Here is a 20858-nt window from a genome sequence, read left to right as displayed (position 1 = left end):
CGTAGTAAAATACAATTTTGTTGGCTGTATTTTATAAAAATGTTATCAATGGTGGGCACGTCCTAATCAAGTACAAATAATTAATTCATCAAAATTGAATGTAATTTCCCACTACATGTTATCGATAGATTAAATCCCCCATCCTATCAATTCCACCCCAAAAAATTCAATTAGGATTATGTTAAATAAATTTTTGTAAAAATAAAAAAGAGCGAATATTTTCGCCCTTTTTATCATTACATTACGACAATTACCACGCCTGCGACAATGCCGACAGCACGCCTTTTAGCATGGACGATACAGTGCTGTTGCACACGCCAATGCCAGAATACACCTTGCCTGCCACATTAAGCTGAACATACGCCGCCGCCGCCGAGTTGGTTTGGTTGTCGCCCAGCTCGTCATCAAGCAGGCTTTCGGTCGCCTTGACGTTAATGGCGTGTTCTGAATAATTGGTAACGTGAATGTCCTTGCCTGTCGCCTTGACCAGTCCGTCAATAAATGCTGACAACGCACCATTGCCCTGCCCGATGATTTCTAGCACATCGGTTGGCGTGGCGATTTGTCCGTTGAATGACACATCTCCGCCCTTATTGTTAATCTGATAATCACTAAGTTTAAAGGTTTCTTGGGTTAAATAAGTCTTGGTAAAAATGTCAAGCAATTCGTCCGTTTTTAGCTCACGAGCCAAACTCTCGGCTTGGTTTTGCACCACTTTGGCAAAATCAATCTGCGTCCAACGTGGCAAATCAAAACCATAATGACGTTGCAGAATATACGCCGCCCCACCCTTGCCCGACTGGCTATTGATACGCACCACGTCTTGATAGCTTCGCCCGATATGCACAGGGTCAATGGGCAAGTATGCCACGTCCCAATGCTGTTCGGTTTCGGGGTGTTTTTCATTATAATCAAGCGACTTTTTAATGGCATCTTGGTGCGAGCCTGAGAAAGCCGTAAACACAAGTTCGCCGACATAGGCATGGCGTGGGTGTACGGGCAAATTGGTGCAATCAGTCGCTACTTGCACAATCTCACTCACTTGCGACAAGTCAAGCTCAGGGTCTACCCCTTGCGTGTACAGGTTCATTGCCATGGTCAAAATATCCATGTTGCCCGTACGCTCGCCATTACCCAGTAGCGTACCCTCCACGCGGTCAGCCCCTGCCATAACACCAAGCTCACTTGCTGCCACGCCACAACCACGGTCGTTGTGCGTGTGTAGGCTCACAATCACGTCTTTACGGCTTGGCAAATGACGACAAAAATACTCAATCTGGTCGGCATACAGGTTGGGCGTGGACGCTTCTACGGTGGCAGGTAGGTTCAAAATCACTTTTTGTCCGTCTTGGGGTTGCCACACATCGCACACCGCTTGGCAGACTTCTACGGCAAAATCAGTCTCGGTCTGGCTAAAACTCTCTGGACTGTACTGAAAAATCCACTCGGTCTCAGGATGGCGTTTGGCAATGTCTCTAAGCAGGGTCGCTCCATTGACCGCAATCGCCTTAATGCCGTCCTTATCAAGCTGATAGACCTTATCACGTTGCACCCTTGACGTGCTGTTATAAACGTGAACAATGGCACGTTTTGCCCCTTTTAGGCTCTCAAAGGTGCGTTCAATCAAATGCTCACGAGCCTGCACCAGCACCTGCAAAGTAACGTCATCAGGCACATGACCGCCTTCAATCAAAAGACGTGTAAAGTCAAATTCCACTTGGGCGGCAGACGGAAAGCCAATCTCAATCTCCTTGAAACCAACCGCTACGAGCAATTTAAAAAAGCGTAATTTTTGCTCAATGGTCATGGGGTCAATCAAGGCTTGGTTGCCGTCTCGCAAATCCACGCTCGCCCAGATGGGGGCTTTTTCAATTCTTTTATCACACCAAGTCCGATTTTCTAATTTGGGAGCAAATTCAAAAGGACGGTATTTGGTATGGTCAAAAGCGGGGTTTTTGGGGGTGATTTTGGGTGTTGGCATGGCTAGGCTCGCTATATTTTTTTTAAATTAAAACCGTTCGTGGTGAGCTATGCCTGCCCATAACGGTTTTCCGCCACCCGCAGGCATAGCTCAGATACCATGATACCCCACCTAAGTCAATGGTTTTTTAAGTATCTGGTATCTAGTATCTTACAAACTAACTTAAAGATACTTGTTGCTCAAAGGATGTTTGGGTTTTGATAACACCAAAACAGATATGTACCAATTTACGCATACAAGCACATAAGGCTTGCATTTTGGTTTTACCGTTTTGTTGTAATCGTTCATAAAATGCCTTAATGGTGCTATTATAACGAATGGCACTCATTGCAGACATATACAGCTTAGCACGCAAAGAGACTTGCCCTTGTTTGGACAGTTTGGTTGCTCCCTTAAAGACACCTGACTGTCTTTGTTTGGGTATTAAGCCTAAAAACGAAGCCATCTGTGAGGCTTTTTTAAATTGTTTGGTATGTATTAAGCATACCACTTCTTTGGCAATAACAGAACCAATACCGTCAATGGTTTCAAGTAAGGTTTTGTCTTGCTTTAAACTTGGGTGTTTGTCAACAAAGTCATCAATGTCTTTGGTGAGTTTGGCAATTTCCTCTTGAAGGACATTGATGACTGTTTGCATGGATGCTTTAACCAAATCGGGCAGATTGGGTGATAAGAGCAACTCTTGTCGGTTTTGCTCTCGTTGCAAATCTTCTTTGAGTGCTTCTAAGCGAGCCAATAGAGCTTTTAGCTGTTTGGCTTCAATGCTAGGTGCTACCCAAACCTCAGGCTTGTGGCTATAACCATACCTTGATAAAATAATGCTGTCTTTTTTATCAGTTTTATGGATTACCCCCAAACTGTCTGCAAATTTGCGGACATAGTTAGGATTGACAATGCTTTGCTTGATATTATTATCATCAAGAAACTCACTTAGGTGTTCATGATAAACCCCTGTTGCTTCTAGGATGATGTGTAGCTCATCAAGATGATTGCTGACATTGGTTTTTAACCAAGCAAGCAGTAAATCAAAGCCTGCTTTGTTGTTGTTAAAAACCTTGGTTTTTACTTTATTTGTGCTTGGGTTTATAAATGCAACATCAAACTTTGCTTTGCTGATGTCTATGCCAATATAGTGTATCATCTGTCTCTTGCCTTGTTTATGCAGTGTCTGTTTTAATAAACGCACTTAGATACCATTCAGAGTTAAGATGACAAGCAAAGGACACCATCTGAGCACCAGTGTTAAGACACTAAGGGCGAACCCGTGTTCTCTTTGCTTGTATAACCCAACAACATTCTAGCAGATAATCTAGGTTTGGTGTTGGGTTGATACAAGGGCGAACGGAAAACTTTAATAAATCATTGTATTATCATACCAAAATTTTGCACTAATTTTTACCAATTTTACAAAAATTTTTGGCATATTTTAGCCATATTTACCAAAAAATGATGATTTTATGGTAAAATCCGCCAAATTTTGATAATTTCCCAACATGAACGCTATTAACCTAGACCCCATTGACCATAAAATCCTAAAACTACTCACGGGCAATGCTCGCCTTGCCGTTGCCGACATATCTGAGCAAGTCAATCTCTCCGCCACGCCTGTCATTCGCAGGATTAAACGGCTTGAAGACATGGGCGTTATCACAGGCTATCACGCTCATACGTCCGCACGCTCGCTGGGTAACACACTATCCGTCTTTGTGGCGGTTAGCATGGATAAGCACACTGCCGAACGCTTTGGCGAATTTGAAAATCACATCAAAACCTTTGATGAAGTGGTGTCGTGTAGCCTTGTTACAGGGCGGTCGGAAGATTATCTGTTAAAGGTCGTGGTGCGTGATATGAGTCATTATGAAGAGTTTTTGCTTCATAGACTTAGCAAAATTGACGGGGTCAGCCAGCTTCATACCAGTTTTGAGTTACGGGAAGTGTTTGAGAGAAGTGCGGTTTAACCATGCTCCACCAAATGCGTCCCTAAAATAAACATGCCAATGCCAATTAGCATCGCCCCACCCACGCCCATGGCATAACGCCCAAAACTCGCTCCCAAACGGTTGCCAAGATACAGTCCGCCTGTTGCCATAACAGTCGTGGCAAGCCCTATCAGCACGCACGCCAAAACGATGTTCACGTCCAAAAACGCCAGCGACACGCCCACCACCACCGAATCAACGCTTGTGGCAATGGCGGTAATGAGCATTAGGGCGATGTTTGAAGTGTTTGCTTGTTTTTGCTTGGTTTGTTGTTCATTGGTTTGCTTATCTACTTGTTCATCATGACACACCGCCCCATAAATAAACCGCACACCCAACACCCCAAGCAGCCCAAATGCAACCCAATGGTCAAAGGCTTGCACCCAGCTTTCAGCAGCCTTACCCAAGCAATAACCGACAAACGGAGCAAGTCCTTCCACCACCCCAAAGAATAGCCCGCCCTGCACCGCTTGCCATAGGCGTGGATGTCGCTCGCTCGCCCCTTTTGCCACCGCCACCGCAAAAGCGTCCATTGCCATGCCAAAAGATAGGGTGGTGAGTGTAAGTGCGTTCATGATTTATCCTTATTCTTTGATGATATGCCCATGCAAATATTTTAACAGCTCAAACACCGCATTCGTCCGCCCCACCACGTCTTTTTCGTCTTTAAAGGTGTATTTTAGTCCTGTCGCCCCGTTCATGCGATAGCCGTCATTAGACTGAATGAGCTTGATAATTGCAAGTCCGTCCACAGGCATGTCCGCTTTAAATTCCATACTAAGCCCATGAGCGGTTACGTCAATTTTACCAATGCCAAGCGGTATGCTCTGCACTCGCATTTTATGTACCAAAAACAGATTGGCAAGGGCGGTCGGCATCGCCCCAAAACGGTCAATCATCTCGGCACGCATCTCGTTTAGCTCGTCCATCGTCTCGGCATTGGCGATACGCTTGTAGCACAAAAGCCTCTCATGCACGTCCGCCAAATAATCGCTCGGTATCAAGGCAGACGCATGAATGTTAATATCACTCACCAAATCAAGCGGTGTGGCGAGACTTGGCGTATTGCCCGATTTTATCGCCTTGGTGGCACGTTCTAGCATATCCATATACAGCCCAAAGCCAATGGTCTGCATATTGCCCGACTGCTCTTTGCCCAAAATCTCGCCTGCCCCACGAATCTCCAAATCCTCGCTCGCCAGCATAAACCCTGCCCCAAGCGTATTGGCTCGGCTAATGGCATCAAGGCGTTTTTTGGCATCAGCCGTCAGCCCCTTGATAGACGGCACAAACAAATAACAATACGCCTGATGATGAGACCGCCCCACTCGCCCACGCAGTTGGTGCAACTGGGCAAGCCCAAACTTATCGGCTCGGTTGATGATAATCGTATTGGCATTTGGCACGTCAATGCCTGTTTCAATAATGGTACTGGCGACAAGCACATTGGTTTTTTTATGATAAAAATCACTCATGACATCGTGGAGTTCTTTGTGTGCCATTTGCCCATGAGCCACGCCCACACGCACCTCAGGAATCAGCTCGGACAAGTTCTCTGCCACCGTGTCAATGCTCGCCACGTCATTGTGCAAATAATACACCTGCCCCCCACGCAAAATCTCACGCAAAATCGCATCTTTGGTTGTCTGCTCATTTTTTTCGGCGACAAATGTTTTAATGGCAAGCCTTCTAGCAGGCGGTGTGGCAATGATAGAAATATCCTGCATACCCGACAGAGCCATGTTGAGCGTGCGTGGAATGGGCGTGGCGGTCATGGTGAGCGTATCCACGTCCGCTTGCATGGCTTTGATTTTTTCTTTGTGGCGTACGCCAAAACGATGTTCTTCATCAATAATCATCAAGCCTAAATTTTTAAATCTAACATCATCTTGTAACAGTCGGTGCGTGCCAATGATGATATCCACCTTGCCATCGGCTAAGCTGGCAAGCACCTTATCTTGGGCTTTTTTAGACGAAAAACGAGACAAACTTTCAATCTTAATCGCCCAATCGGCAAATCTGTCCTTAAAACTGTCCTCGTGTTGTCCTGCCAGTAGTGTGGTTGGCACAAGCAGTGCCACCTGATAACCTGCCTGCACCGCAATAAATGCTGCACGCATGGCAACCTCTGTCTTGCCAAAACCCACATCACCACAGATAAGCCTATCCATGGGCTTGGTCTGCTTCATGTCAAACATCACCGCCTCTATGGCACTTTGTTGGTCGGGGGTTTCATCATAGGCAAAACCACTGGCAAACAGCTCATAGCTTGCCATGTCAATGTCAAAACGAATGCCCTGTTTGGCATTTCGCCTTGCTTGCACATTCAACAGCTCTGCTGCCACGTCATAAATGTCGGTCAGGCTCTTTTGGCGTGCCTTATCCCACTTGCCCGAGCCAAGTTTTGACAACTGCACCGCCTCGCTATCGGTACCACTATACCGCCCAATCAAAGCAAGATTGGTAATCGGTACATAGACGTTGGCATCATCGGCATATTTGATATGGATAAATTCCTGCTCGCCCTCGCCCACGTCAAGCACAACAAGCCCTTGATACCGCCCAATACCATAGGACAAATGCACGACAAGCGACCCCTCGGTCATCTCGCTTACCGATTTTATCAAAAAGGCTTGCGATAAGACATTTTGGCGTTTGCGTTTGGTGGTTGCGACCACTCGCCCAAAAATTTGGGTTTCACTGATGACACAAAAGCCTTGATTTTGCTCATTTTTTAGCCATAATCCACGCTCTATCGGAGCAACGGTTAGGGCAATTTTGCCAAAACCGTACCCTTCGACAGGCTCAGGGCGAACGGTTTTGTTAGGGTTAAATTTATCCAAATTTGCCAAAAACTCACCAAAATCCGCCACCGTGTCGCTGTCAAGTTTGCCCTTTAATAATTCCAAAATAATCTCACGGCGACCAGCACTTTCACACACCAATAAAATCGGCTCATCGCACGCCCCCACAAAGTCCAAAAATTCGCCCAATGGTTTGTCTTTTTGATGATTGATTGGCAAATTGGGGACGGTGTGGGCGGTAAATTGGCGAAATAAGGAAAGCGGATTTTCTTTGTTGCCATTCGCTGTTTTCCGTTCGCCCTGAGCCATGCCTGCGGGTGGCGGAAAACCGTCATGGTTCGACAGGCTCATCACGAACGGTTGTTGGAATACTGCTCTTGGGTAAGTTTTTAAGGCTTGAAAAAATTCATTGCTTGGCAAATACAAATAATCAGGCGGTAAAATCGGCACGTCCTTATCAAACGCCCGAGAATGATAGCGTGCGTTTACCTGCTCCCAAAAGTTGTGATGATGAGCGGACAAATTGTCATCACAGACAACCAGCGTATTTTTGGGTAGATAATGAAACAGCGTGCCTGTCGTCTGCCATTCATGCAAATCAAAAAACAGCGGTGCATAATACTCCACCCCAGACGGCTGTATGCCATTCATAACGTCATTATAAAATTCCACCTTGCGAGCCGACGCATTGGGAAAAAGGCTTGCAAAATTCTGGCGGAACGTCTCTTTGTCGTCTAGGTCAAATTCACGGGCAGGCAACAGGCGAAAACTTGCCACTTTGGGCGACGTTGGGGCGGTTTTGTCGTCAAATACGCCGTCTTTTTTGAGCTTATCAAGCTCTTCATCGGTAACGGTTCGCTGAGTATCAGGATTAAAAAATTTAATCGTTTCTATCTCATCATCAAATAATTCCAAACGAAACGGCAAGGCTTGCCCCACCGCAAAAATATCCACAATGCTCCCACGCACGGCAAATTCGCCTGCCATATAGACGTTGTCCACCGCCTTGTAGCCTGCCTTGGCAAGGCGTTCACGCTCACGCTCTATATCAAAGTTATCGCCCACATTCAAATCAAAAAACCGCCCCAACAGATAGCTTGGCGGTGTGATTTTTTGCATGAGTGTCTGTACGCTCACCAGTAGCACACCCCTTGTTGGCATATGCGTCAAAAGGTCAATCCGCTCGGAGATGATGTCTTGGTGTACCGACAGATTGTCATAAACAAGCGTCTCATAATCGGCAAACACATGAGCGGATACCCCAAAAAAATGTAGCTCATCGGCAAGGCGTTGCAGTTCGCTTTGGGATTGGCAAATGACTAAGGTCAAATCCGTGCCGTCTTTGGCAAGGGTAGCAAGCCACAGGGCGAAACTTGCATCCGCTTGGGTGGTAAAGTGGGTGTGGAAGTTGGGTTTATGAGTAGGGGTATTGATATTGATATTTATCATTAACATGACTCGTCTAATGAAAAACCCATATTTGGCATATGGGTTTTTGGTATTGTGCTTGTCTTAGTGCGACATGGCTTGTTCGTTGATTTGTACTTCTTTGGTGTCACGCAAGTAGTGCAAATAGTCTTGGAGTTGGTCTTGACCGACATTATCACGGATGATTTGTGATGCTGACAGACGTTCTGCATCCGAGATTTGGGCGGTTGCCGTGCTTTGGGCTTTATCGCCCACCATGACACTCGCCCCTGCGTCCGTCTCTACCACCCATGCACTCATGCCGTCTTTATTATGCACAAACAGGCTGGCACGCTCGGCAGGCAGTAGCTCTGGGCTTTGGCGAGTAACCACACCCAAACGCTGGGCAGACTTGGTAAGGGTCGCTGGGTCTTCTTTGGCACGGGCATTGGCTGTGTCTAAGGCAAGTTTGATGGCTTTTTGCTTGGTTAGGGTCGCCTTGATTTGCTCACTCGCTTCTGCCAATGTCAGCTCTCTGGCATCTTGGTAGTTGGTCGGCTGTACCCACACCGTTTTGTCAGCGAGCGTGATGTTGGGGCTGACCGACTGGTCGCTGATGGCAAAGTCATCAAAGGCCGCCGATACCACCACAGGAGCGGACAGCTCGCTGGTGTTATTGTCCTCGGTGTAACCCTTAATGCTACGGGCGGTCAGTCCCGTCTCTTGGGCGATGTCGCTAATGCCCATGCTGTCGGTCGCCATGGTGTTGATTTTGGTAATCATCTCGTTCATGGCATTGGCACGCTTACGCTCGGTCGCTCGTTTGGTCAGCTCATCACGCATGCTATCAAGACTTGGAGCGTCACCCATTTTGGTGACTTTAAAGATGTGATAACCAAACCCTGTCTGCACAGGCTCACTCACACCCCCTGCCGTCAGCCCACTGATGGCATTCTCCACAGCACTGCTACTGTCGCCAAAAAAGGCAGGGTTATAGCTTCCGATGTCGCCACCGCTCTCGCCCGTGGGGTCATCTGAATGTGCCTTGGCAAGTGCTTCAAAAGACTCGCCTGCATCGAGTTTTGCCTTGATGTCTTTGGCACGACTCTCAGCATCATCGCCTGTTAGCAAGATGTGCGACAGCTGTCTGCCATCGCCTTGACCTTGTAGGCTGGCTTGATATTCTACACGAATCTCATCTTCACTCACGGCATCCACTTTAATGTCAGCATCGCTTAGAGTTACATAAGCCAAATCCACGCTTGGCGACTGAATCATGTCCTGCTTATTGGCGTTATAATAGGTCTCAATCTCGGCAGGGCTGACCGTTACTTGGTTGGCAAAATCCTGCCAGTTGTAACGCACCACCCACGCTTCACGGCTTTGGGTTTGCAAATCTATCAAGCGACTGATTTGGCTGTCAGGATAAACAGCCGTTCCCAAAATACTGTTTGTCAGCTGTCGTAGCGACAACTGCGTGCGGAACATGGCAAAGAGCATGTCCTTATTCATGCCACGGCTTTGTAGATAATGAGCAAAGATGTCATTAGAAAATCTACCATTAGCATCATGGAAAGTCGGGTCAGCTTGTAGCAGGCGAGTGATGGCATCATCAGAGACAGTCATGCCAAAAAACTGAGCTTGGTTTTCTAGCAACGCTCTGTCAATCATACTGTCTAGCACTTCATCATTTAGAGCTTTGTTATTAATCAGACTGCCATCCACTTGTTCAAGCAGGCGAGCCCGATAGTTATTGACTTCTGACTGAAAGGTTGCGGTATCAATGGCGGTATCGCCCACTTTGACGATTTGGTTGGGAGCAATCTGTCCGCCACCGCTAAATGACTGCACGCCCAAAAATGCCATGGGAATGAGCGTGATGACAAGTACCGCCTTACCCACCCAACTCTGCATAAAATTACGCATCTGTTCCATAATACATCACTTTTTTAAAATCATAAAAACTCTTTATGATACAACATTTTGGCAAAATTCTCCACCACTTTTCACGCCCATTTGACCACATAAAATCATTTTATGGCGAAACCAGCGACCCCATCATCTCCATCACCAGCGACAGCACTGCCGTATTAAAGAAAAAGGACAATACGCTATGAAACGTTCCCACACGACGCAGTTTTTTGCTGGTAAATGAGACGTCAGGCACACCCCCTGTCGCCCCAATGCCCAAGGCAAAATACAAAAAATCCCAATAATCAGGGTTGTTTTCATAAGGAAAATCAAGCGGATACTTGTCATCATGTGTGGTGTCATAATAGCCATGAGCATAATACAAGGCAAATAAGGTGTGGATAAACAGCCATGAGACAATCAGTGTACCAAAAGTGATACAAACATGCAAAGTAGAGAGCCAGCCTTCGTACTGAGCACTGATACGCATCTCATTGATGATGGCAATCATGCTAATAAAAGACGTGATAAGAATCAAAATGAGCATGGTGCGTTTGCGTTCATACTGCTCATGGGCTCGTTTTTTGATATCTTCGGAGTTCGTTGTGATGAACATTCTAAGTGCCAGTAGCAAATATGCCACCAAAAAGCTGTCCCACGCCAGCAAATACACCGTCTCCATGTTGATGCTTGGCACAAACCGCTTTAGAAAACGCACATCGGATAAAGAAAAATACACACAAATGGCGACGATGACCGAGATAACAAGATTGATGTTGTCCCGCAAAAAGTCATAGATTTTATAAAGCAAGGTGCCTTTTTTGGGTGTTTTGATATTAAATATTGACATGGATGCGTTCAAAAAACAAAAAGGCAAAAATTATAACACAAGCCCCATCTTGGCATGTTTGGTTTTTGTAGTGTGGTTAGCTCATCAGCTGTGGAAACAAGGTTCGCAATCCATTAATCAAAATCTCAATCGCCACCGCCGCAAGTAGCATGCCCATGATACGACTTAGGATATTGAGCCCTGTATCGCCCAAAAAGCGACTGATTTTACCTGCCGCCATGAGCGATGCATAACAAAACACACTGATACACAGCCCTGCCGCCAAAATCATGCCCACCTGAAACACGCCTTTGACCTGACTTGAATAAATGATGACCGTTGAGATACCCCCCGGCCCTATCATCATGGGAATGGCTAGGGGCACCACCGCTGATGCTGTCAAAGACGAGCTGACTTCCACATCTTCTTCGTTGGGCTTGACAGGATTACCACCGCCATTCATCATATTAATGGCAATCAAAAACACCAACACCCCGCCTGCCACCTGAAACGACCCCACCGAGATGCCCAGTACTTTTAGCAAACTCTCGCCTAAAATGGTAAAAAAAGTGATGCCCACAAACACCGTCAAACAGGCGATTTGGGCGACTTTTTGGCGGTCTTTGGCAGGATAGCCTTTGGTTAGATTTAAAAAAAGCCCCAAAGCACTAAATGGGTTTATCAACACCACAAAGGCAAGAATGATTTTGATGAGTTCGGTGTCCACAAGATGTCCTTGATGTCGTTGTCATGGCAAAGAGCGTATTTTATCATGACTTCTTTGTTTTTCCTATGACAATCATCGCCATCACAGGGCAATCATCCGCAAAAACTTATGGTACATGAGATAGGCATAAAAATAGGACGCAGCCAAATACGTCCTATGTATCAACCATAAACTTTAATATCAGTCAAAAATTTGCCCGATGATTTGCAGTGGCAAGGTGACCACGTCAAAAGCGGCGGCGAAAGGAAACAGCACCAGTTTTTCAACAGGGTTGCTTTGCCCTTCACGGTAAGCTGTGGTTTGCTCGTTGGTGTAGATGGTGACAGGGTAGGCTTTGCTCAGTGCTTTTAGGCTAGACTGATTGCTCACGGCAGGATAGGTGTGACCTTTTAGGGGGATGTCGAAGCAGTAGCTTTGAGCCCCAAGCTGTGATTCGCTGTGGCTGGTGCATTCTTTGACGCCATTTTGCAAAAAGAAGTTTAGTTCTTCGTTGGTCACTTCGGCTTTTAGCTTGGTGTATTTAAAGGCAAGCTCACCAGTAAAACTGCCGTCATTATTGGCAGAATAAAAGTCCAAGCCTTTGGTGAGATTGATGTGGCGTGGGTCAAGGCGAGTGATGAGATTGTTAAAGCGAGTACCGCCTTCAACCAACACATAGCTGTTACGCTGACCGACAATCACGATCGCATCCGATGGGATGTTGGGTAGCTTTAATGACGGCTTACCAAATGCCACAACGACATCATTGGTGAGTACTTTCTTTTGGGTGGTGGTGTAAGTACCGCCTGAGTCCTTTTCTAACAATGCACTGGTTGCACAGCCTGATAGTAGGGTTGCTGATAGGGCGGATGTTAGGGCGATTTTGCCAAGCTTGCTTAGTTTTTTCATAAAACAGCCTTATATAACCAATAAAAAGGTAGATTATTTTTATAAAACCAAATAATCTACAAAACCGATTATAAATAATTTTAAAACGCCTGTAAACGCTCCGCATAAAAATAACTTGCAAACCCATGATTTTTAGGCACTTTCGGATTTGACACAGACCAGATTATCATGTTTATCTTTATCAACCAAATGACAGTCTGGCACGAGCGACTGATACACCGCCAAAGTCTCAGCGGTCATCTGCTCGATGGTGTATTCGTGCGTCATTGGGGGGCGAGTTTTGTTTTGTAGGTGGAATTTGATGTTTTTGCACAGGACAAGGGCGGTCTCTTCTTTGACCAGTCCTTGAGGGTAGGTGGTTTGTAGGATGTCGGCAAAAGCCCCCTTTGCCCAGCCGATGACAGGCGTGCCAAGATGTATCGCTTGAATGGCGGTAATGCCAATACTCTCGGGGCGTTCGGCAAGGGCAAGCACCACGTTGGCAGATGACAGCCATTCTTTCATGTCGGGGGGTCGCCGTCCGATGAACGTCACACGGCTGTTTAGTCCTAAGGCATGCAGGCGTTGGACGAACTCTTCGTGGGCGACGTCTTGGTCGGTGACGTTTGCCAAATCATCTTCCATGATGATGGCGTGGATGTTGGGGAATTTCTCTTGTAAGTTGCCCAAAATGTCCACAAGCCAGTCTTGACCGTATTCATGCCCGACAGGCGTGGGGAATACGAGCCATTTTTTGTGTTCAAGTTCGGGATATTCGGCAAACACGCCATGAAGCCAATGCACGGACGCATGATGGCGATAGGGGTATTTACGAGTGTCCACGCCACGGCGGACGCAGACGATTTTAAAGGGGAATTCTTGGATGTTGTATTCTTCTTTTTTGATGGCGAGCTTTTCTTTGAGATATTTATCAATACTGCGAGACGCACTGATGATAACATCAGAGAAAAACAGGGCTTTGCCGTAGTTGTTAAACGGATAAAAGCCATAGATGGTCGCCACGATTTTGGGTTTTTTGTCGTCAGGTAGCGGACGGATTGCCCAATGTAGCACCCATGCAGGCGTGCGAGAATGGACGTGGACGATGTCGGGTTCGTGTTCGCTGATGAGTCGTCTAAGTTTTAGGACGTGTACCAATGACAGCCACGATTTTTTTGCCATGGGAATGCGATAATACTCGGTGTCATCACGAAGCAGGCGAAGCACAAGCTCATCATCAGTGGTGGCAGAGCCGATGACCACGGATTCATGCCCCGCTTTGGACAGGGCGTGCGTGATGGCAAAAATACCCCGTTCGGATTCATCGTGCTTTAACGATGATGATAAGTGCATGACTTTCATAGGGGTTTTAAAAAGTCCAATAGGGCGTTGGCGTGTTCTTTGGCTTTGACGTTGCGAAAACTTGCGACCATCTCCCCTGTTTTGTCAAACACGAATGTTGAACGCACCACGCCTAGGTGGGTTTTGCCATACATCATTTTTTCTTTGATGACATCAAAATGTTGGCACAGCGTCTCATCAGGGTCGCTGATAAGCCCAATACCCAGCTCTTTTTTGCTGATAAAATTCTGATGTGAGCGTACGCTGTCACGAGACACGCCAAGCACCACATAGCCAAGTTTGGCAAACTCATCGGACAAGGCGGTAAAGTCACTCGCCTGCACGCTACATCCTTGGGTGTTGTCTTTGGGATAAAAATACAAAATCAAGCCTTGACCATAGGTGCTGATATACTCTGCCAAATTAATGTCTTCATTAATAAAGTCATCATCATGCTGACGAACCAGATGAACATTAAAGTTGGGTAGGCGGATATTTTCTTGGGAGTTTTTCATGATGGTGTTTTGTAATTTAAGTGGGCAAAAGATGATAAAAACAATCTAGGGCGTGCTGAATATTGGTATTTGCCATGAAAAATGAGAAAAATCGCCCGTTTTTCAAGGAAAAAACGCAGGCTGATAGTCATTCTATCAGACAAGTTTTTGACGATGAAAAACAAGATTTAGCCATTTTTCATGCAAAAATTGATAAAAGCGTTAAATTTTCATCATTTTAATAAATAATGTTATCAATGTTCAACACGTCCTATCTATTTTACCCAAAAACCGCCTAAATTACCAATGTTAAAAAAGCATACATAATGAAAAAAATTTTCGTTAATATTTGTAAAAATTGTAATTATACGGTAAAATTACCCGCTAATTTTTTGGGCAATTTAAGATAAGGCGATTTATGTCTTTGCTTTCTTTTTTTAACATCAATGAGCGTGGCTCAACGGTACGCCAAGAAATCATCGCAGGCTTGACCACGTTTTTGGCGATGGTGTATTCGGTGATTGTCGTTCCGGGGATGCTTGCTGATGCTGGCTTTCCTGCCGAGTCGGTATTTATTGCCACCTGTCTTGTGGCGGGGCTTGGCTCTATTTTGATTGGCGTGTTTGCCAATGTACCAATGGCAATCGGCTGTGCCATTAGCTTGACAGCATTTACCGCGTTTAGCTTGGTGCTGGGTCAAGGCATTAGCATTCCTGTCGCCTTAGGAGCGATTTTTTTAATGGGGGTGCTGTTTACGCTGATATCGGTCACAGGCATTCGGGCGTGGATTTTAAAGAATCTACCCAGTTCTATCGCTCACGGGGCAGGGATTGGCATTGGCTTATTTTTGCTACTCATCGCTGCCAATGGCGTGGGGCTTGTCATCAAAAATGATGCAGGACTGCCTGTCAAGATGGGCGAGTTTACATCCTTCGGGGTCATCATGTCGCTCATCGGTCTGGCAGCGATTGTCGGTCTTGAAAAACGCCAAGTCAAGGGCGGTATCCTGTGGGTGATTATCGCCATTACCATCATCGGGCTGATTTTTGACCCGAATGTCAAATTTGGCGGTTCTATTTTTAAACTGCCAAGCTTTGGCAATGAGTCGCTGTTTGGGGCGATGGATGTCATGGGAGCGTTAAATGCGGTGGTGTTGCCTGCGGTGTTTGCCCTTGTCATGACGGCGGTGTTTGATGCCACAGGGACGATTCGTGCGGTGGCGGGACAGGCAGGTTTGATTGACAAAGACGGGCAAATCGTTAATGGCGGTAAAGCTCTCACGGCAGACTCAGTGTCATCGCTCATGTCGGGCGTGTTCGGTACTGCCCCTGCAGCGGTCTATATCGAGTCAGCGGCAGGTACGGCAGTCGGTGGTAAAACGGGACTGACGGCAGTGGTCGTGGGCGGTCTGTTCTTGCTCATGCTGTTCTTTCAGCCATTGGCATTTTTGGTGCCAAACTATGCCACCGCTCCTGCACTTATGTATGTGGGACTGCTCATGCTAAGTAACGTCTCTAAACTTGATTTTGATGACTTTGTGGGAGCGATGAGCGGACTTATTTGTGCGGTGTTTATTGTTTTGACCGCCAACATCGTTACAGGTATCATGCTTGGCTTTGGCTCGCTCGTGCTGGGTCGTGTCATCTCTGGCGAGTTTAAAAAGCTCAATGTCGGTACGGTCATCATTGCCATTGCCTTGGTGGCGTTTTATGCGTTGGGCTATGCCATTTAGATTTGAGTATGGTAACAACAAAAACCATTTGCCATGCGGTGAATGGTTTTTTTGTTGGTGTTATTAATGACATTGATGGATTTACAAGCTTTATTTGCCATGCTACAATGAGAATTGTTTTTAAATATTAACTGGGAGTAAATTTATGTCTGACTTGACCGACATCAAAGAAGTATTACAGCAGTGTGCAAGTGTACCAACATCGCTACTAGATGGCATTGGTTATGATGGCAAATGTGATTTGGTGGCGGATGTGCTGTTTCCTGTGCTGGGTTGGGATAGCGATAATAACTATCAAACCCCTGCCGATGGGCAATTTATGGAATACATGGAGTGGAAAGAGCCTTATTTGGATTTTGACAAATTTGCCTTGGTCAAACAGCGTGACATTGCCATTGAAGATGAGTTTTTGGAGCATTATGCCCAAATATGTGGCGATGACGATGATGAAGATGATGATTTTGATGGTGCTGACATTAACATGATGTTTGATGCCATGATACAAAAACAGATAGCACGATTTGAAGCCATGCGTGAGCTGTTTTTTAACTATTTTAATGAGCAATTGGCAGGGCATGGGCTAAAATTGGTGGAACTTGGCTCGCATGAAAATGCCTTTTTTCTACTGGTACATAACAATGATGACGACATCAAAAAGCTCACCGAAGCCTTTGCCAATTATGATGTGACGGTATCAGCAGGTTGATGGGTCTGTCTGATTTTAACTTTATGGCTAACGAATTTGATATTTGCCACAGGCTTGTAGGGGCGTGCTCATCACGCCCTTTTTTTAATGGTGTTATTTTTAGCCCTTATGTTCACACATCATTGAGCTTGTCATGATTTTAAAGATTTGGCTAAACATCATCCGCCAATGCCAGCAAATACGTCCGCATGGCAGGCAATTCATCATGGGGGATGCCATTGAGCCATGCACCATCTACGGCACAGCGTATGGCGGATAAACGTGGGTTGCTGTCGGTGCCTGCATGAGTTTTGATTTTTTGGGCAAGCCAAGTTCTCCATAGCCCATACATCTGCACATTGGTGGTCATGGCTCTAATAAGACCTGCCCAGTCGCTTTTTAGTCCAATCTCTTGATTGTCAAACATCACCCGAACATAGGCTTTGGTAAATGCCCCCATCTTATCAGAATGGGCGTCCATGTCGGCTAAGATGGCGGTGTTAATTTGAGCAATAAACAGCTCCACCACGCTGGTGATGAGTTCATCTTTGGATTTGAAATGATGAAACAGCCCACCCTTGCTCACACCTGCCATGTCTGCCACTTTTTGCATGGATAAATTGCCAATGGGGGCATCAAGCATGAGATTTTTGGCACAGACTAGAATGGTGTGGCGTAACAGCTCGGGGTTATTTTTGCGTTTGTTGGTTTTATCATCCGATGTGGGCGTAGGGATGTCGGCGGTAAATAAGTCATTCATAAGAATCTCTTGGGGTTAAAATGATTTAAAAAATAATCTTGAAAGCTAATGAGTAGCGGCGGATGAAAAGACATTCATAATCACCACACCCGCCAAGATAAAACCAATGCCAATCATCGCAGGCGTGTCTAAGGGCTGTTTTAGGATAAACACGCCAATCAAGGCGGTCAAGACAATGCCCACGCCCGACCAAATGGCATAGGTCATGCCAAGGGGAATGACCTTGACGACATGAGACAGAAGGTAAAAAGCGATGGCAAAACAGATGAGCGTAATACAAGTGGGAATGAACCTGCTAAATCCGTCTGATTTTACTAAAAAAGTCGAACCTGTTACTTCGCTGATGATGGCAAGGGCGAGCAAGGCGTAAGCGGTGGGTAGTTGCATGATGATTTCAATGTTAACTATGATGAATAAAACCGACTGGTCGGTTTTATATTTTACAAAAAATCATAGCTAAGTGCAAGTTTTTTTAATTTATCCCTGTCTTATCTTGATAACGAGTGGGGTCGGATATGCCTGCTTGCACAAAGCCTTGATGGCGTAACACACAGCTGTCACACTCGCCACAGGCTCTCCCATCACTGTCGGCACGGTAGCATGACACGGTTTGGGCATAGTCCACACCCAACGACAATCCAAGTTTTAGAGTTTGGGCTTTGGATAAATATTGCAAAGGGGCGATGATGGATAAGCGTCTGCCTGCTCGCCCTGCCACGGTGGCAAGATTTGCCATGGTCTCAAAGGCACGAATATAGTCATCTCGGCAGTCAGGATAGCCTGAAAAATCAACCGAACTTACCCCGATGATGATGGCACAGGCTTCGGTTACTTCTGCCACAGCCAAGGCATAAGACAGAAAAATGGTATTACGTGCAGGGACGTACGTGACAGGCACAGCATCGCTGTCTGCTTGATGGTCAGGCACCTCAATACTACTGTCAGTCAGTGCCGAGCCACCAAGCTGAGCGATGTCAATATCAATGATGCGGTGCGACACACCAAGCATCTGGGCAATGGCGGATGAAAAAGCAAGTTCGCTTAAATGACGTTGTCCGTAGCAAAAACTGATGGCGGTAACCTCTTTAAAAACAGCCTTTGCCCAATACAGACAAGTAGTGGAGTCAAGCCCTCCTGAGAACAAAACGACCGCCTTTTGACTTGCAAAATCGTCAGAATGGGGAATGTTAAGGTCATTATTCTTGGGGTCATTATTCTTGGGGTCATAGGGACAAAATGTCATCATAAAATACAAACCATGCAAATAATCAAACGGTCAATTTTAACACAAAATTCAAAAAATTCTTCAATTGTGGCAGTTTTATTTTTAACAAGTCTAGAATGTATTCAACCTTTACATCATTTAGAAAGTTTTATAAATACAATGGTTGTAGAAAACGAGATTTTTATTGGTATTTTGCATCTCGCTCATCTTTTTACTCATCAGTGGTAGAGACATCCTAGTCTACACCATAAAATCTTTGCCCAAATAAACCTTTTTCACCAACTCATTTTGTAAGATGTCATTGGGCGAACCTTGGGCGATGATATTGCCTTCGGACACGATATAAGCCTTCTGGCAGATGGATAAGGTTTCACGCACATTATGGTCGGTAATGAGTACGCCAATACCTCGCTGCTTTAAAGCAGTAATGACATCCTTAATGTCACCCACCGAAATAGGGTCAACTCCTGCAAACGGCTCATCTAGCAGGATAAATTTAGGGTTAGCTGCCAACGCTCTGGCAATCTCACAGCGACGACGCTCACCACCTGACACACTCATACCCAGCGAATGACGCACATGCTCTAAATGAAACTCACCAATGAGCTTTTCAAGTTCGGTCAGCTGGGCATATTTATCCAAATCTTGACGGGTTTGTAATATCGCCAAAATATTTTGCTCAATGGTCAGTTTACGAAAAATAGAGCTTTCTTGGGGCAGATAACCAACACCTGCTTTGGCACGTTCATGCATGGCTTTTTTGGACAAATCAATATCACCCAACATGATTTGTCCTTTATCCATCGGCACAAGCCCAATGACCATATAAAAACTTGTGGTCTTGCCTGCTCCGTTAGGCCCTAAAATACCCACCACTTGTCCTTCATCTATCTCAAAGGAGACATCTTTGACCACCCAACGCTGTCCATAACGTTTGCCCAAATGGTGCATGGCAAGTGTGGTCATGGGCGAACACCTGTTTGACTGTTGGACTCGCTCGGCGGAAACACCAACTCTACACGGCGACCATCGCCAGCATTAGCCTCCACATCGCCCAGTTTTAGGCTATAACGGATGGTATTACCTGAAAAGCTCGCCCCTGCTTGGGTCAGTTTGGCATTGCCTGTAAGCGTGATGATGCCCGTCAGTGCATTATAATCAATCCTATTTGCTCGCCCCTTGGCAAGCCCCTTTTCTTGGGTAACGATTTGTTGCATGGTTGCAGGGCGACCTGTTGCCACAGCAGTTTTAATGCTACGCTTATCATCTAAGTTTAGCGTAATGTTGTCAGCGGTGATTTTAAGCGTGCCTTGTTCAATGATGACATTACCCAAATAATTGGTTACACCTGTACGCTCACTATATGTTGCTTTATCGGCAAGCAGACGAATGGGCTGATTGGCATCCGATGGCAGTGCATGGGCGGATGATGCCATGCCAATACCTGCCACAGCCAGCAACATTTTGGGTGATATTAAGTGTGATGTTCTCATAAACTGTCCAATGGTTAAAATAATGATTTATCTACACGCTTAGGCGGAGTAAATTCCATCTGAATGTGGTAAAATTCATATTCACCTGTCTGCAAATCCCCAGTAAAGCCCTGTGCTATAAAACTATCCGCACCTTGGGTGATACTGATGGGTTTGTTGCTTGCCACTTGATACTGTTTGGTATTGGCTGTTAGCAAGTCGCCTTTGATGGTCATCTTAGGTTTGGTATCATCGCCTTGTCGTACCAACACAAAACCCTCTTGCAATAACAAATCGCCCGTGGTCTGCTCCAAAATGGCAAGATTGGCTTCTAAATAATGGCTTTGCCCATTTGGGGGTGTCCAGTCCATTTTGGCATTTCTCATCTCATCCATGCCTGCACTATTTTTTATCAAACTGTCTGCCATTAACGTGTATTCAATCTCACCTGTTTTGGGATTGGTCTGCACCGCTTTAATTTCGGTTACCTCATAGGAGACAGTAGGAGCAGATGGTACGGTAGGTTCAATTTTGACGTCTTCTTTATAAAAAAACCACACCCCAACCATGAGTGCCATCACACCCAGCACGCTAATAATTTTTAGATTCATGAGTGATTGTCTCTTATTATTACCAATTCTGAT

At 45.7% G+C, this 20858-nt stretch carries 20 protein-coding genes; 4 read left to right on the top strand and 16 right to left on the bottom strand.

Features of this window, described 5'->3' with window-relative positions; all coding sequences use genetic code 11:
- Positions 1-250: 250 nt before the first annotated feature.
- Together leuA and AAHK14_RS10345 are read right to left on the bottom strand one after the other, a co-directional pair.
- Entirely contained in the window at positions 251-1981 is a 1731-nt protein-coding gene (gene leuA, locus AAHK14_RS10350; protein WP_065256349.1) for a 2-isopropylmalate synthase, read from the bottom strand.
- A 157-nt stretch (positions 1982-2138) separates the two neighbouring features.
- A complete protein-coding gene (locus tag AAHK14_RS10345) occupies positions 2139-3167 on the bottom strand; it encodes an IS110 family transposase (RefSeq protein WP_346818200.1) in 1029 nt (342 codons plus the stop codon).
- A gap of 307 nt (positions 3168-3474) precedes the next feature.
- On the opposite strand from AAHK14_RS10345, the gene AAHK14_RS10340 reads away from it, so the two are divergent.
- Positions 3475-3939: an Lrp/AsnC family transcriptional regulator gene (locus tag AAHK14_RS10340; protein ID WP_065255739.1), complete on the top strand. Its 465-nt coding sequence runs from the start codon at positions 3475-3477 to the stop codon at positions 3937-3939.
- On the opposite strand, the gene AAHK14_RS10335 is transcribed toward AAHK14_RS10340, so the two are convergent.
- From AAHK14_RS10335 to AAHK14_RS10300, 8 genes are all read right to left on the bottom strand, one after another.
- A complete protein-coding gene (locus tag AAHK14_RS10335; protein ID WP_065255740.1) occupies positions 3936-4535 on the bottom strand; it encodes a manganese efflux pump MntP family protein in 600 nt (199 codons plus the stop codon). The two genes, AAHK14_RS10340 and AAHK14_RS10335, sit on opposite strands and share 4 nt — an antisense overlap.
- A 9-nt stretch (positions 4536-4544) precedes the next feature.
- Positions 4545-8213, bottom strand: a complete 3669-nt coding sequence (mfd, locus tag AAHK14_RS10330; RefSeq protein ID WP_227713182.1) for a transcription-repair coupling factor — start codon at positions 8211-8213, stop codon at positions 4545-4547.
- 63 nt (positions 8214-8276) lie between these two features.
- On the bottom strand, positions 8277-10097 hold the full coding sequence (locus AAHK14_RS10325; protein WP_227712957.1) for a SurA N-terminal domain-containing protein: 1821 nt from the start codon (positions 10095-10097) through the stop codon (positions 8277-8279).
- A gap of 109 nt (positions 10098-10206) precedes the next feature.
- The gene (locus AAHK14_RS10320) at positions 10207-10932 is read right to left on the bottom strand and encodes a DUF1345 domain-containing protein (RefSeq protein WP_083141350.1); all 726 of its coding nucleotides are present in this window, start codon (positions 10930-10932) and stop codon (positions 10207-10209) included.
- 76 nt (positions 10933-11008) lie between these two features.
- Positions 11009-11638 (bottom strand): MarC family protein, encoded by a 630-nt coding sequence (locus tag AAHK14_RS10315; protein WP_065255742.1) that lies wholly within the window; start codon positions 11636-11638, stop codon positions 11009-11011.
- A gap of 180 nt (positions 11639-11818) precedes the next feature.
- Positions 11819-12526 (bottom strand): hypothetical protein, encoded by a 708-nt coding sequence (locus AAHK14_RS10310; RefSeq protein WP_065255743.1) that lies wholly within the window; start codon positions 12524-12526, stop codon positions 11819-11821.
- Between the two features lie 132 nt (positions 12527-12658).
- Positions 12659-13867: a glycosyltransferase gene (locus AAHK14_RS10305; RefSeq protein ID WP_065255744.1), complete on the bottom strand. Its 1209-nt coding sequence runs from the start codon at positions 13865-13867 to the stop codon at positions 12659-12661.
- Positions 13864-14364, bottom strand: coding sequence for a peroxiredoxin (locus AAHK14_RS10300; RefSeq protein WP_065255745.1), 501 nt, complete (start codon positions 14362-14364; stop codon positions 13864-13866). Before AAHK14_RS10300 ends, AAHK14_RS10305 begins: the two co-directional genes overlap by 4 nt.
- 71 nt (positions 14365-14435) lie before the next feature.
- Between AAHK14_RS10300 and AAHK14_RS10295 the strand changes: the two genes are divergently transcribed.
- The 3 genes from AAHK14_RS10295 to AAHK14_RS10285 all read left to right on the top strand — a co-directional run bounded on the left by AAHK14_RS10295 (position 14436) and on the right by AAHK14_RS10285 (position 16778).
- Positions 14436-14582: a hypothetical protein gene (locus AAHK14_RS10295; protein ID WP_194092573.1), complete on the top strand. Its 147-nt coding sequence runs from the start codon at positions 14436-14438 to the stop codon at positions 14580-14582.
- Positions 14583-14758: 176 nt separating this feature from the next.
- A complete protein-coding gene (locus AAHK14_RS10290) occupies positions 14759-16072 on the top strand; it encodes an NCS2 family permease (RefSeq protein ID WP_065255746.1) in 1314 nt (437 codons plus the stop codon).
- Positions 16073-16217: 145 nt separating this feature from the next.
- Positions 16218-16778, top strand: a complete 561-nt coding sequence (locus AAHK14_RS10285; RefSeq protein ID WP_065255747.1) for a hypothetical protein — start codon at positions 16218-16220, stop codon at positions 16776-16778.
- Between the two features lie 151 nt (positions 16779-16929).
- On the opposite strand, the gene AAHK14_RS10280 is transcribed toward AAHK14_RS10285, so the two are convergent.
- The 6 genes from AAHK14_RS10280 to lptC form a co-directional block, all read right to left on the bottom strand.
- Complete coding sequence (locus tag AAHK14_RS10280) at positions 16930-17517, bottom strand: TetR/AcrR family transcriptional regulator (protein WP_194092574.1); 588 nt, start codon at positions 17515-17517, stop codon at positions 16930-16932.
- Between the two features lie 45 nt (positions 17518-17562).
- Positions 17563-17904: an SMR family transporter gene (locus AAHK14_RS10275; protein WP_066891050.1), complete on the bottom strand. Its 342-nt coding sequence runs from the start codon at positions 17902-17904 to the stop codon at positions 17563-17565.
- Between the two features lie 85 nt (positions 17905-17989).
- A complete protein-coding gene (gene queC / locus AAHK14_RS10270; RefSeq protein ID WP_227713183.1) occupies positions 17990-18763 on the bottom strand; it encodes a 7-cyano-7-deazaguanine synthase QueC in 774 nt (257 codons plus the stop codon).
- Positions 18764-18982: 219 nt separating this feature from the next.
- The gene (lptB, locus tag AAHK14_RS10265) at positions 18983-19708 is read right to left on the bottom strand and encodes an LPS export ABC transporter ATP-binding protein (protein ID WP_194092575.1); all 726 of its coding nucleotides are present in this window, start codon (positions 19706-19708) and stop codon (positions 18983-18985) included.
- Positions 19705-20235, bottom strand: coding sequence for a lipopolysaccharide transport periplasmic protein LptA (gene lptA / locus AAHK14_RS10260; RefSeq protein WP_065255753.1), 531 nt, complete (start codon positions 20233-20235; stop codon positions 19705-19707). The genes lptB and lptA overlap by 4 nt, the downstream gene beginning before the upstream one ends.
- A gap of 14 nt (positions 20236-20249) precedes the next feature.
- Positions 20250-20825, bottom strand: a complete 576-nt coding sequence (gene lptC, locus AAHK14_RS10255) for an LPS export ABC transporter periplasmic protein LptC (protein WP_194092576.1) — start codon at positions 20823-20825, stop codon at positions 20250-20252.
- Positions 20826-20858: the final 33 nt, after the last annotated feature.

Source organism: Moraxella sp. K1664 (assembly GCF_039693965.1).
GTDB lineage: Bacteria > Pseudomonadota > Gammaproteobacteria > Pseudomonadales > Moraxellaceae > Moraxella.
This window is presented reverse-complemented; position numbering and strand designations above follow the sequence as displayed.

Bases quoted from the DNA above. Each gene is read 5' to 3' on its own strand.
- leuA (WP_065256349.1), bottom strand. From the start codon at position 1,981: ATGCCAACACCCAAAATCACCCCCAAAAACCCCGCTTTTGACCATACC.
- AAHK14_RS10340 (WP_065255739.1), top strand. From the start codon at position 3,475: ATGAACGCTATTAACCTAGACCCCATTGACCATAAAATCCTAAAACTA.
- AAHK14_RS10335 (WP_065255740.1), bottom strand. From the start codon at position 4,535: ATGAACGCACTTACACTCACCACCCTATCTTTTGGCATGGCAATGGAC.
- mfd (WP_227713182.1), bottom strand. From the start codon at position 8,213: ATGATAAATATCAATATCAATACCCCTACTCATAAACCCAACTTCCAC.
- AAHK14_RS10325 (WP_227712957.1), bottom strand. From the start codon at position 10,097: ATGCGTAATTTTATGCAGAGTTGGGTGGGTAAGGCGGTACTTGTCATC.
- AAHK14_RS10320 (WP_083141350.1), bottom strand. From the start codon at position 10,932: ATGTCAATATTTAATATCAAAACACCCAAAAAAGGCACCTTGCTTTAT.
- AAHK14_RS10310 (WP_065255743.1), bottom strand. From the start codon at position 12,526: ATGAAAAAACTAAGCAAGCTTGGCAAAATCGCCCTAACATCCGCCCTA.
- AAHK14_RS10305 (WP_065255744.1), bottom strand. From the start codon at position 13,867: ATGAAAGTCATGCACTTATCATCATCGTTAAAGCACGATGAATCCGAA.
- AAHK14_RS10295 (WP_194092573.1), top strand. From the start codon at position 14,436: ATGAAAAATGAGAAAAATCGCCCGTTTTTCAAGGAAAAAACGCAGGCT.
- AAHK14_RS10290 (WP_065255746.1), top strand. From the start codon at position 14,759: ATGTCTTTGCTTTCTTTTTTTAACATCAATGAGCGTGGCTCAACGGTA.
- AAHK14_RS10285 (WP_065255747.1), top strand. From the start codon at position 16,218: ATGTCTGACTTGACCGACATCAAAGAAGTATTACAGCAGTGTGCAAGT.
- AAHK14_RS10280 (WP_194092574.1), bottom strand. From the start codon at position 17,517: ATGAATGACTTATTTACCGCCGACATCCCTACGCCCACATCGGATGAT.
- AAHK14_RS10275 (WP_066891050.1), bottom strand. From the start codon at position 17,904: ATGCAACTACCCACCGCTTACGCCTTGCTCGCCCTTGCCATCATCAGC.
- queC (WP_227713183.1), bottom strand. From the start codon at position 18,763: ATGATGACATTTTGTCCCTATGACCCCAAGAATAATGACCCCAAGAAT.
- lptB (WP_194092575.1), bottom strand. From the start codon at position 19,708: ATGACCACACTTGCCATGCACCATTTGGGCAAACGTTATGGACAGCGT.
- lptA (WP_065255753.1), bottom strand. From the start codon at position 20,235: ATGAGAACATCACACTTAATATCACCCAAAATGTTGCTGGCTGTGGCA.
- lptC (WP_194092576.1), bottom strand. From the start codon at position 20,825: ATGAATCTAAAAATTATTAGCGTGCTGGGTGTGATGGCACTCATGGTT.